The sequence below is a fragment of the Pseudoalteromonas sp. SR41-8 genome (assembly GCF_014163915.1).
In the GTDB taxonomy this organism is placed as follows: Bacteria; Pseudomonadota; Gammaproteobacteria; order Enterobacterales; family Alteromonadaceae; genus Pseudoalteromonas; species Pseudoalteromonas rhizosphaerae.
The window spans coordinates 29,836-41,457 of the sequence record NZ_JACJEE010000014.1; the positions used below are offsets into that span (position 1 = coordinate 29,836).

Consider the following 11,622-nt stretch of genomic DNA (forward strand, 5'->3'; position numbering starts at 1 on the left):
GATAATCATGTTAGATAGAATTGATAATGTTTGGCTACAATCATTTTTTTCCGTTTATGAAAACCATAGTTTTGTTAAAGCCTCCGAACACCTAGCAATTCCAAGTTCCAACGTCAGCAGACACATCCAACAACTAGAGTCGGTATTGGGTGAAAAGCTATTCTATAGAACAACTCGTAAAGTAACCCCAACACTGATGGGTGAGCGTTTTTTCCAAGAAATTAGAGAACCATTGTACAACCTCAATCAGTCACTACAGCGACTAAGTGAAGCACAGACCTCCCTTAAAGGAAGCATTCGACTTAGTTCTCCAGATATACCTATTATTGGAGAGGTTTTAGCGGATTTTTTAGCCACATATACAGACATCACACTGTACTGTGAGCATAGTACTGCGATTGAAAATGCTATCTCAAACGACCCCGATATTATTATTAGCTTTGAACGAGGAGAGCTCGATGACAGAGATTGGGTATCGAAGCCACTTTGCCAATGGGACACTATTATCTTGGCTTCTAAAGAATGTATTAACCGCTATGGCTTGCCAAAAACCCTAACTGAACTGGAGTCAATGCCTTGTATATCAAGCTATAAATCTTTTGGAGGTGATCCTTGGATTTTCGCTATTCCAGAGTCAAATGAGTATAGGTCACTATCGCCAAAATCGAGAATAAAAGTAGATGGTGGATTTACGGCAAAAGCTCTTGCACAACGTGGGCTTGGGTTTGTCGCTCTGCCTAGTAGCTTCTGCTTAGATGAAATAAAACAGAATGAATTACAACAAGTTTCTGTAGATTATGATTTATCTCCACTGACAATATTCATTCATTATCGTGCAATAAATTTTCATTCACACATATCAAAGTTACTTGTAGATTTCATCGCCGAAAAATTATCTTCTAACTCATAATGGGGCAGAAACGAGTTGATCATGAATGACTGCAAATGGCACTTTGCCGATACTACGGCTATGAGCGATAACCATCAAGATTTCAAAAATGCTGTTTATATTTCATAGTGCCCTTAACTGGGAAGCAGTGAATTATATTGAGAGTGAGTCTACGTAAAAAATTTAGTTATTAAAATATTTTCAAGTGAACTTTTTTGGAATAAGTACAAGGCGGTTTTCACAATAGATGTGTTCAATAACGTGACCCAAAGCGCTGTGACTTTTATTACCTTGCTAGGGTTATTGATTGTAGCCAATCCATAAAGTCAGTTAGGCGTTTAGTAGGTTGTCTACGTGATGAATAGAGTAAAGACACCGGCATTGGCTTGGCTTCAAATTGAGGTAGGACAGAAATTAGTAGGCCTTTCTAATGGGTCACCCATTGGCTGTTTGGAACTTGTATACAAACAACTCTATTAGTCGCTTACTACAACTCTATTTCGGCCTTGCTCTTTAGCTTTGTATAGAGCCGCATCGGCACGTTTAAGCACTTGTTCATAATGACAATCGCCTATTTCATACATGGCAACACCAAAACTCGCCGTAACATAAAGACCATCGATCATCTCTTCTTTTTCAAGTTCTTCACGTAACGTATCGGCAACGCTTTGCGCTTCCAGAGCACTTGTATTTGGTAACAACACGGTAAACTCTTCGCCACCAAAACGAGCAACCATGCCTTTGACACCAACTTGTACAGCAAGTAATTTGGCCATTTTTTGAAGCACGATATCTCCAACAGTGTGGCCATAATTGTCATTCACTCTTTTAAAATGATCCGCATCTACCATAATAACGGCTAACGGATGGTTCGACTCTTGCGCTAAACGATATTCATCAAGCAGGGCTTCGTCTAATGCCAATCGGTTATAGCTATGGGTTAACGGATCTTGTCGAGCGATAGCTTCTAGGGATCGATTACTTGCTTCTAACTCAGCCGTACGAGTACGCACCTTGGTTTCTAACGTAACGTTCATTTGCATTAAAGACTGCTCTCTCTCCAATAAGGAAGACATCATTTCCTGTAGTGAACGACTTAAGCTAAGCACCTCACTCAATTGACTGTCATCTTGGAAGGTGGCCTTTCGATTTCCTTGCTGAATACTTTTTGCTGTGAGCGCTAACCGTTCCAATGGGCGACTTAATGTACTAGCAAATTTATAGGCCAGTAACATACAAAGTAAGGTCGCAAACACACCAAAAAAAAGTAGTAATTTATGAACTTCTTTTACTGCTGACATAGCAATAGACAATGGCTGACGTACGACGATTTGCCAACCAAGATTCGTTGATTCTGGAGAGCGTACAGAGACTAAACTGGTCAGGTATTTTTCGTCATCTTGCCAAAGCAAAGATTTAAATTGCCCATCTTTAGGCAGTACTTTTGGTACTTCAATATTGTTAGGAAAATGATTATCTGGATATAAAACACTGTGCTCATTATCGATAATAAAGATATCGATCCCTTTTCTTTTCGAAACGTCAGTCAAGGAAGATAATAAAACCTCTCTAACCCAAGCCCAATCAGCATGAGTGGCAACCACACCTTTCAACTCACCATTTTGACCTATGACAGGAGCAGCAAAATCAACAAAGCGAATTGGCGCACCGTCTTTCGGCTTAGGTAGCAAGCTTTCAAGTAATAACGCCTTATGCACATCACCTACAAAAGGTCCCGATCGACCATGAATAAACCAAGGTCGCTGACTGACATCAGCCCCTTTCAATACGCCATTACTTGATGCTAATACCGCACCTTCAACATTAGCGAAACCAATCCAAGCGTAGTCTTTATAGGAGCTTTTAATTTGATCAATAGCATACTGCAAAGCGCTCAAATCTTGACTTTCATACAAAGAGTAGCGCGTACTAAGCAAAAGAACTTCTCGCTCACGCTCCATGAGATTAGCCGACAGCATATTTGAAATAGATTGACTTAGATTTACTAGCGATTCACCGCTAGCATTTGAAAGACGAGTAGAAGTAAGTTGGTAAAAAGAGGTAATTAGCACAAAACTTAGAGAAAGCAGCAGTCCTCCAGATAATAAAGTAATGCGCTTTCGAAAAGTATCAAAGCCTCCGAACATTATATGCTTAGCCTATTTATCCGTGTAAAAAGTAAGTATTAGGCTAAGTATAGTAACAGCCTGCGTATTATCATGACTTTGATCACCGATTCTCATCAGCTTTGATCACTTTATTTATCATTTTATAGAGCTGTTTTTAAATTAGCTTAACTGATCATCATCAGTCAATTTATTTAACTGCTTTCGTATCGATTCTCCTATCATTTCATGCCAGTTTTCCTGTGCTAGCTGGCTTATAATTATGGAAATTAAAGGGTGACCCCGTTTGGTTTTTACGCGTAGTTTGCAATGTTGCTTAGTGAAGACAGCGGCTGGATTACGGGACAGCGAATTGAAGCGTCTGGCGGTATGTTTCTTTAATTTTCAGCTAATATTAGTGCTCTGCCGCATTATTTTTTATAAGGATTCAAAGCCCTCTGCGTGAGGGCTTCATCGCTACTATAAAGCTCTTAATATATTGTCAGAATTAGTTAAACTCGAGCAGTGTTTACTGGCTCAGACTTGCTTTGACAGTTCAAGTTAAGACTTATTCACATAAATTACAGTTGCTTTTTTTATCTGAATTTTGCTTTCGCTTTTTGCATTAACCCAGCCCTATTATTACAGGCTGGGCAGAAGGTAATTAAGGAAAGGTAATTTCAACTGTTGAGGCTTTATTCAATAGTGGTAATAAGGATTTTTCGCGTCTTAAGTCCTTTAACTCACGTTCTAATTGGCGTTGCTGTGTATTTAGCTCTTTACGCTGCGTTTGCGTGATGTTATTGCTGTTTAATTGCTGATTAAGTTCAGAGAGTTGTTGTTTTAGCTCGGTTATACGGTTATCAATTTCTATACGACGTTGTTGAATTTGATAACGGTCGTTACCTTCTTCCCACGCTTTTCGAAATGCACGACTGTTACATACACCGTTATACGAGACTCCGCGCATAGCAAGAGTAAAGCCGTTTTCAGGTTGACAATACACCGCTAAACCACTTTCGTAGCTACTTTTAAATTGTGCTATGTTTGGGGTAATATTGTAATCGTTACACGTCGCGATCTTTGTTATGCCATCGGCATAATCACCACCGTTTACGCCGTGTTCATAACCTAAACTTTGCCAATTAGCGACTTTACACTCATCTTGACTTAACGTTGTGCAGCCATTTAGTAGTGCTATACAACTTAATATAAATAAACGATTTGGCATAAACTTCCTGTTCTGTATCGGATTTACTGACATTTTAAATGATCTTTAGCATCGACATTTTTGTTTTGCCGATGCCTTATCTTACTTGCGATCGCTATAAAAAATACACATTTAAATATGTTATAGACTAATTTTATGTAACAAATCTAGTCGATACAAATTAAAACGTTGTACCCACCGATAATCCAAGTTGCCATGAGTCGACCGCTTGGTAATTACCAAGGGGTTTACTTAAATCAATATGTACGACGTTGTCATTACTAGAGCGCGATGAGAACAGACGAATACCTAAACCAACACTATTAAGCGTACTATCAGTGATATTAGGTGTTTGCACTTTGCCAGAGGCACGGCCAACATCGACAAAGCCCACAAAACCTACATCGGCAATTTGATATAAATTTATGTTTGGATATATACGTATCTCTGCGCTAGCTTGTATACTTTGTGTGCCATGTTGGTAGCTTTGTGGAAAGCCGCGCATACCTTCTTCACCACCTACAGCAAGTGGTTGTTCAGCGAATTCGGTATTTTGCCACTGTGCATTTATATGACCATATAAGGCAAATAAAGGGGAGAGACGCAGGTTAACTTGCCCTTTAGAAAATAAAGCGACACGATCTTCAAGTTCAGTACCAATTTTGGCATTTAAGCCGCCGCTAAATCTAAACAGGGTGGATGAATCGCTCGCCCAGGCTTTGTCGATCCCCGTTTCAACAATAAAGCCTTCACCGGGATTAATCATATCAGCACCAAATTTGGCGTTTAATTCCCAGCCAAGGTTAATATCTTCGCTGTGATTGATAAGGTCGATGTCTTGAAGTACGGTAAAATCATCTTGTATCCAGTGAACGCCAAGCCAAGGTGTTGCAATGGTAAAGTTATTTAAGTTAGCGGGAAGCGGTGTGTTGGCAACTTGATCATAGCGGGTGTCTTGATAATCAATCCCCGTAAGCCAATGCGTTGTTGCGCTGCTGTCTTGTGACCATACGCCACCTACTGCAAGCTGCCCTTGTGTATCATCAGAAAAAAACTCAGAGCGAGTTTCGCCATTTTGATATATAGAGGTTTTTTGTTGTTGTGTTTTAGCATAATAACGTCTTAGAGCATCACTACTTCGTTGATAAAAAGGTTGTTGATAGTCAAACATAAAAACTTGTCCATCGTCATAGTCATCGGCTTGTAAGCTCAATGTCGCATGCGGTTGCCACGGCACAGGCATTTGCAGCATGGTATGATAACCGCTGCGTTCGTGATCTGTTTTATATTTTACTGATGCGCGTATGCCATAGCCTAAAAAGTTTTCTTCTTTAAAACCAATGCTGAACTTGTTATTGCCGCTGCTGCGACCAAAGTCAATGGTTGGTAATAAACTCCAGGTGTCCCATGTTTCAACAATTACGGCTTGGTCATTGTTGTCATTACAGTTTGGCGTTGTGCTGATCTTTGCGTCGCGGATATATTTTTTCTTACGCAGGATACGCTCAGCTTCTCTTAATTGCGTGTCATCGACTTGTTCGCCCAACTGAAATGGTAACTGCTCATGAATAACTGCTTTACGAGTATCAATATGTAACCAATTAATAAAGCGATGTAAGGCTGTGGTTTCAGGTGAATGCGGATCAAAAATTGGATTGTTTTTGATAATTATTTCACCAAGCGGTGCATTTGGTTCAATGGTCGCAGGCTGGGGCTTAATAGCATTACAACTCGATATGGACTCGAGTGAGTTAGCAGTCTCTGCATTGCTACAGCAGCAGTAAAATAAACAACTAGTTAAGATGATGCGTTTCATAAGTGCCTGAGTTTAATGACTGCGTTGAACATAAGCATATTCAGCGTAGTGTGGTAGTAATTTAAACTCAGCATAGAAGGCAATACTTAAGGAAAGCTTAACTTAAACTGAAAGTTTGACTAATTAAACATCGAAACTAAAGCGGTTTTTTACTGCGAGGAGCGCCTAGTACAATCGCTATTTGGCAGACACATATCGACAAAAATCCACTTATGCCCAAAGCTCCGCCAAAGCTACTAAGGTAAGGCACTAAATTATCAAACAAAATCGAAAAAATAACACTGGCAGAAAACAGCGTGTAAATACCAAAGCGCTTTGGTGCGCTCATGCCTATAAATGTGCCACCAAAAAAAATGCTGCTATATAGCTCTGCGTTGAACTCGGTGGCAAGTAAAATAAGGTAAGCGATAATAGCTAAAATTGCTGACGCTCTAATCGCATCTAGACGGTTATGCTTAGCTAAATAAAAGGTCAAAAACGCGCCAAGTAAAGCAAGTGTTACCGATGATAAACTCATGCCGCAAGCCCTTTAGCTAATACAAACAAAGCAACACTAATAAAGGCGATACTTCCTAATTTACCACCAAAGCCAGTAAACACTTTAGTCGTCAGTACGTATAAAATAGCCCCAATCAATGAAATAATTGCTAATTCCCAATAGGTATTAATCAACCCCTGAGAGCACATTCCAGCAAAACTACCAGCATAAACAGCTGCGTAAGGATGATTTGCATACTGTTTTGGAAAAGGAATAAAGCTGCCAATAAGTCCGGTTAGGCAAGATGCAATAACCGCAGGCACTGCAAATTGTGTATGAAGGGTAAAACAAGCAACACATCCACTAAAAAAAGCGATGTATTTTAGGAGAAAAAATTTAGTCATAGAGTCGGTGACTTTTCTTAACTGAAGTACTTAATACTGAGTGAAGTTAGTGCTAGCTTATTATGCTTGGCACTAACCATTATGCAATTAATCAAGGTGCAATTAAACTAGATATAATTAAACAAGATATAATTAAACAAGGTGTTGCTCAAAAAATGCTAAGGTTCGTTGCCATGCAAGTTCTGCATTCGGTTTATCGTAACGGCCCGTTGAGTCATTATGAAAACCGTGATTGGCATCTTTATACATATACATTTTATAATCTACATTGAGACTTTTTAAATCGCGCTCATAGTCAGGCCATGTTGCATTTACGCGCTCATCAAGCTCGGCTAATTGGATCATTAACGGGGCTTTAATATTTTTGCGCAGAGCTTCGTTGGCGGGCGTGCCGTAAAATGGTACTCCGGCGCTTAATAATGATGAATCAACCGCAGCGAGGTAATTGACAATATAACCGCCAAAACAAAATCCAACGGCACCAAGTTTACCATTACTGAGTGGGTGTGATTTTAAATAGTGGGCTGCGGCAACAAAATCATTTTGAATTTTCTCTTTATCCATTGAGCTTTGCATGGCTCGCCCTTCGTCATCATTACCCGGATAACCACCTAGCGGAAATAGCGCATCGGGTGCAAAAGCGACAAAACCCGCTTTGGCTAAACGACGGGCCACATCTTTTACATAGGGGTTTAAGCCTCGGTTTTCATGCACCACTAAGACTACCGGTCGCTTGCCCTTTAATTGTGTTGGCACTACTAAATAACCTTGTCCTTTGTTATGACCATTGGGAGAATCAAAACTTTGGTAAGTTGCTTTAATTGATTCATCATTAAACGAAACTTGTTCGGCTAAGGCATAATTTGGTAATAACGCTGAAGTGAGCACTGTCATTGAATAACCAAGGGCGACTAAGCCACCAAGTTTTTTCATAAACGTGCGTCTATCCATTTTGCCATGAGCGTATTCATCGTACCAATCAAAGGCTTCTTGAGGAATGTGATCTGAATGTGGGTTATTCATTGCAGTGCCTATATGTTATTGATTTAAGATTTAATAACATAGCTGAGAGAACTCAAAATGTATATTGCTGTATGCTTAATATACTTAGCTAACTTCTTCACCGGCATGTTTTGCGGCTAATTCATCAAGTTCTGCGCAAGTGTAATCAAACCCCGCGCCATCGAATTGATAATTTACTTTAACGTCAAAACCACCATTAAGAAGTTTTGTTTTTACCCGGGCGACAGGCCAATGCTTTAATTCGTTTAAAAAACGATTAGCGATTTGACCAGATTGAAAGCGATAGCGTATTTCTGAATTCATATAAAGTAAGTATAATTTGGGCTGTTAACTTCGCAGTTTGTGGATTTAGCCGATTTAGTCAAGTTTTTTGTTCTTTAACATGCTTGATAAGTTCAATTGTGCGCTTATTAGCATTGGTTTTCGTCTGCTTTTGCTTTAACGTAAGGGTCTGTCAGATAAAATAGTTTGCGAGAAGATTACAAGGTATGCCTAAGTACGGTATAAGAGTGTCATGAAAACGCCAAAACAGATTTTACCGTTAATAGAAGACGGTATCGTTGATGAAGTCATCAGCCAATTAATGAGTGGAAAAGAAGCCTCGGTTTATGTGGTTCGCTGTGGCGAGCATATTCGCTGTGCGAAAGTGTACAAAGATGTACAACACCGAAGTTTTAAACAAGCAGTAAAATACCAAGAAGGACGTAAAGTACGCAATAGTCGCCGCGGTCGTGCGATGGAAAAAGGCTCTAAGTTTGGTCGTAAAGAACAAGAAAACGTGTGGCAAAATGCAGAAGTAGATGCGCTTTTCACGCTTTCTCGGGTTGGCGTAAAGGTACCACAACCTCATGGTTGTTACGATGGTGTACTGATCATGGATTTAGTCACCGATAATGACGGTGATGTTGCGCCGCGTTTAAATGATGTGAGTTTAACTGCTGAGCAGGCAATTGAAGATCACGCTACTATGGTTCATTACATTCGCTTAATGCTATGTGCGGGTATTGTGCATGGTGATTTGTCTGAATTTAATGTGTTAGTAGATAGCTACGGTCCGGTGGTGATTGATTTACCGCAGGCAGTAAATGCGGCGGCGAATAACAATGCGCAAGAAATGTTTTTACGTGATGTACGCAATATGCGCTTGTATTACGGGCAGTACGCACCAGAAATACTCGATACGCGTTTTGGTGAAGAAATGTGGGCTTTGTATCAAGCGGGTGAATTAACAGCAGAAACTGTTCTTTACGGTGAGGTTGCAGATAACCACGCTGAGGCTGATGTTGATTCAGTGCTTGATGAAATCAAAGCTGCATTTGAGCAAATGCAAGAAAACCAAGAGCGAATAAAAGCAGCACAAGCACCTGAAGACGACTAAAGTTTATTAGCTTCATTATCGATTTTAAAGATGCGCGCTAACAGCATTAAATTCTGTTAGACTGCGCAGCCTTTAGCTACTCGCGGTGAGTTGCTTTAAATGACAGTTAGGAACGCAGGTGTCAAAATTTTTCTATCGTGGTAAGCCCGATATTATGGGTAAAAATAATCAAGGTACTTATCAGCCTAAACCGAAAGTAAAACCTGGTAGCGAAGAAAATCCGCTCGTTTTACAGGTGCAAAGCGCTGCACGTGAGCTTGAAATAAACGCTATTTTGATAGCTAATGATTTATTTGCAGATATTCGTGTTGATAGTACGCTTGCTGAAGATATTACTCCTTTAGATATTGTACTTAATAAACCTGTTACTCAAGTTTTTGAAAAAACACCACAACGTAATGATCCATGTTCGTGTGGCAGTAATAAAAAATACAAAAAATGCTGTGGTTAAAATACCTTGTTCAGGTGTGTAAACTCAGGTTGGTGCTGGTGTTAGGAACTTAAAAAATCAGCTCCAGTGATATAAAACGGCAGTTGTATTTAAAAGCTATATATTCATTAGCTTGTGATAGCGTTATTTAATATAGCGCTCACTTAATCAGCGAAACGTGTATGAAATACAGTGATAATAAACTTCAACAACAAACGGCAAAAAACACCTTACAACCCGTGTTTTCAGCTGTATTTGTAGTTACTCTGTTTTTAATAGTTACCTCGTATATTTATTTCTATCCTGAATTAGATAACAGTATTTTTTTTAATGGTGTACTTACCGACGCAATTAACCTATTAATTGTGGTGGCTATTTTTATCATTGTCCAAAGGGCCAACTTATCAGTTTTTGCTTATGTTAATTTAAGCATCGGTTTATTATTGTGGTCAGCGGGTTTAACCTTTGATCTACTTGATGAAGTGCTGATCCAGCCTTTGTTTATTGGTATTTATGTTGAGGATGTTTTACGTACTGCAGGCATGTTGTTTACTTGTTATGGTTTAAAGTTAACTATAGGCGATTTAACAAGTGTGCAGCAGCAGTTATCAAAAGAGCTGATCACTGATTACTTGACCCAAATAGCGAACCGCCAATTTTTTTATCAATATATGCAAAAAAATCAATCAGCCCCGTATACAATTTTGCTTATTGATATCGATTTTTTTAAAGTGATTAATGATCAGTTTGGTCACGATAGGGGGGATCAAGTACTGATCGAATTATCATCTTTATATGCCAAAGCTTTACCTAATAATAGTGTTTTTGCACGTTTAGGTGGTGAAGAGTTTGCAATATACCTGCCCGGCGATGACCGACCAAAAGCCTGCGATTTAAGTGAGCAATTACTATCACTTGCACATACCATTGAACTTGCTGCTAATCGAACGGTAAGTGTAAGTATTGGTGTGTCATTTAAGGCCCCAGAAGAAGCGTTTAATGAGGTAGTTAAACGTGCTGATCAAGCCTTGTACAAAGCGAAAAATAGTGGCCGTAGCCAATATTACATTGCTTAATCCCTAAGCGATTGATTACAGTAAAATTTACAATTTTAATTGGGGGTTTTTACACTATCAGTTAAATTTATTTGCCTGTTCCTGTTAATATTTATTAAAAAACGCTTATAAAACAATGCACTTATTTATTATGCAAGGCTGGTATTGAGCTTGCAATATGCTTATAAATATAACTTATAAGCACTACCAAGGTGATACTATGGCTGTTATGCAGCGCTTAAAGCAAAAAACACGACAATTTATTGATTCAAAGCATATGTTAACCAGCATAACGGCGGCTTCATTTTTAGAGTCAACGATAGTTCCTATCCCTCTTGAAGCAGTATTGGTGCCGTTGATGCAAGCTCGTCGTGATAAGCTTTGGCTAATCGCCTTAATGGCGACTTTAGGCTGTATTATTGGGGCTTTGTTTGGTTACGCGCTTGGCTATTACTTGTTTGATGCGGTTGGCGATTGGGTGATCAATACCTTTTCAAATCCAGAGCAGTTTGAACACGTAGAACAACAAATGCAGCAGCAAGGTTTTTGGTTTGTAATAATGTTGGGGATAGTGCCAATTCCTTTTCAAATAGCTATGCTCGCAGCGGGTGCCACCAAATATTCATTAATAATGTTTTTAATTGCAACGACTATTGCTCGTTCAATTCGGTATTTTGGTCTGGCGCTGGTGGTGTATTATGCAGGCAATCAAGCGGAGCGAATTATTACAAAACATAAAACCAAAGCAATGCTTGGTTTGACTGTGTTGGTGTTAGTTATTTGGTGGTTAACAACGGTAATATAGCCGCCAAGTGACGGCTATATTTGTTTAGT

The 11,622-nt window shown here is 39.3% G+C and carries 12 protein-coding genes; 5 read left to right on the forward strand and 7 right to left on the reverse strand.

Annotated features, from left to right (window positions below; all coding sequences use genetic code 11):
- Window positions 1-7 precede the first annotated feature (7 nt).
- Complete coding sequence (locus tag H5162_RS11160) at window positions 8-910, forward strand: LysR family transcriptional regulator (protein ID WP_220493597.1); 903 nt, start codon at window positions 8-10, stop codon at window positions 908-910.
- A 455-nt stretch (window positions 911-1,365) separates the two neighbouring features.
- Here the strand turns inward: H5162_RS11160 and H5162_RS11165 are convergent, their stop codons facing one another.
- From H5162_RS11165 to H5162_RS11195, 7 genes are all read right to left on the reverse strand, one after another.
- Window positions 1,366-3,036 (reverse strand): GGDEF domain-containing protein, encoded by a 1,671-nt coding sequence (locus tag H5162_RS11165; RefSeq protein WP_182731858.1) that lies wholly within the window; start codon window positions 3,034-3,036, stop codon window positions 1,366-1,368.
- Between the two features lie 622 nt (window positions 3,037-3,658).
- Window positions 3,659-4,225, reverse strand: coding sequence for a DUF2799 domain-containing protein (locus H5162_RS11170; protein ID WP_145237681.1), 567 nt, complete (start codon window positions 4,223-4,225; stop codon window positions 3,659-3,661).
- Window positions 4,226-4,385: 160 nt separating this feature from the next.
- A complete protein-coding gene (locus tag H5162_RS11175) occupies window positions 4,386-6,020 on the reverse strand; it encodes a hypothetical protein (protein WP_182778547.1) in 1,635 nt (544 codons plus the stop codon).
- Window positions 6,021-6,156: 136 nt separating this feature from the next.
- Window positions 6,157-6,537, reverse strand: coding sequence for a hypothetical protein (locus H5162_RS11180; RefSeq protein WP_182731860.1), 381 nt, complete (start codon window positions 6,535-6,537; stop codon window positions 6,157-6,159).
- Entirely contained in the window at window positions 6,534-6,902 is a 369-nt protein-coding gene (locus tag H5162_RS11185) for a hypothetical protein (protein WP_179959150.1), read from the reverse strand. Before H5162_RS11185 ends, H5162_RS11180 begins: the two co-directional genes overlap by 4 nt.
- 132 nt (window positions 6,903-7,034) lie before the next feature.
- Entirely contained in the window at window positions 7,035-7,925 is an 891-nt protein-coding gene (locus tag H5162_RS11190) for a dienelactone hydrolase family protein (RefSeq protein ID WP_182731861.1), read from the reverse strand.
- A gap of 84 nt (window positions 7,926-8,009) precedes the next feature.
- Complete coding sequence (locus H5162_RS11195) at window positions 8,010-8,228, reverse strand: hypothetical protein (protein ID WP_145237669.1); 219 nt, start codon at window positions 8,226-8,228, stop codon at window positions 8,010-8,012.
- 211 nt (window positions 8,229-8,439) lie between these two features.
- Between H5162_RS11195 and H5162_RS11200 the strand changes: the two genes are divergently transcribed.
- The 4 genes from H5162_RS11200 (at window position 8,440) to H5162_RS11215 (ending at window position 11,593) form a co-directional block, all read left to right on the forward strand.
- Window positions 8,440-9,303, forward strand: a complete 864-nt coding sequence (locus H5162_RS11200) for a PA4780 family RIO1-like protein kinase (protein ID WP_145237666.1) — start codon at window positions 8,440-8,442, stop codon at window positions 9,301-9,303.
- A gap of 118 nt (window positions 9,304-9,421) precedes the next feature.
- Window positions 9,422-9,754 (forward strand): PBPRA1643 family SWIM/SEC-C metal-binding motif protein, encoded by a 333-nt coding sequence (locus H5162_RS11205; protein ID WP_145237663.1) that lies wholly within the window; start codon window positions 9,422-9,424, stop codon window positions 9,752-9,754.
- Window positions 9,755-9,915: 161 nt separating this feature from the next.
- Window positions 9,916-10,809, forward strand: coding sequence for a GGDEF domain-containing protein (locus H5162_RS21385; protein WP_259398212.1), 894 nt, complete (start codon window positions 9,916-9,918; stop codon window positions 10,807-10,809).
- Window positions 10,810-11,008: 199 nt separating this feature from the next.
- Window positions 11,009-11,593: a YqaA family protein gene (locus H5162_RS11215; RefSeq protein WP_149980922.1), complete on the forward strand. Its 585-nt coding sequence runs from the start codon at window positions 11,009-11,011 to the stop codon at window positions 11,591-11,593.
- Window positions 11,594-11,622 lie beyond the last annotated feature (29 nt).

What these genes read in the sequence shown, in the direction of transcription:
- H5162_RS11160 (WP_220493597.1), top strand. Translation starts at nt 8, where the DNA reads ATGTTAGATAGAATTGATAATGTTTGGCTACAATCATTTTTTTCCGTT.
- H5162_RS11165 (WP_182731858.1), bottom strand. Translation starts at nt 3,036, where the DNA reads ATGTTCGGAGGCTTTGATACTTTTCGAAAGCGCATTACTTTATTATCT.
- H5162_RS11170 (WP_145237681.1), bottom strand. Translation starts at nt 4,225, where the DNA reads ATGCCAAATCGTTTATTTATATTAAGTTGTATAGCACTACTAAATGGC.
- H5162_RS11175 (WP_182778547.1), bottom strand. Translation starts at nt 6,020, where the DNA reads ATGAAACGCATCATCTTAACTAGTTGTTTATTTTACTGCTGCTGTAGC.
- H5162_RS11180 (WP_182731860.1), bottom strand. Translation starts at nt 6,537, where the DNA reads ATGAGTTTATCATCGGTAACACTTGCTTTACTTGGCGCGTTTTTGACC.
- H5162_RS11185 (WP_179959150.1), bottom strand. Translation starts at nt 6,902, where the DNA reads ATGACTAAATTTTTTCTCCTAAAATACATCGCTTTTTTTAGTGGATGT.
- H5162_RS11190 (WP_182731861.1), bottom strand. Translation starts at nt 7,925, where the DNA reads ATGAATAACCCACATTCAGATCACATTCCTCAAGAAGCCTTTGATTGG.
- H5162_RS11195 (WP_145237669.1), bottom strand. Translation starts at nt 8,228, where the DNA reads ATGAATTCAGAAATACGCTATCGCTTTCAATCTGGTCAAATCGCTAAT.
- H5162_RS11200 (WP_145237666.1), top strand. Translation starts at nt 8,440, where the DNA reads ATGAAAACGCCAAAACAGATTTTACCGTTAATAGAAGACGGTATCGTT.
- H5162_RS21385 (WP_259398212.1), top strand. Translation starts at nt 9,916, where the DNA reads ATGAAATACAGTGATAATAAACTTCAACAACAAACGGCAAAAAACACC.
- H5162_RS11215 (WP_149980922.1), top strand. Translation starts at nt 11,009, where the DNA reads ATGGCTGTTATGCAGCGCTTAAAGCAAAAAACACGACAATTTATTGAT.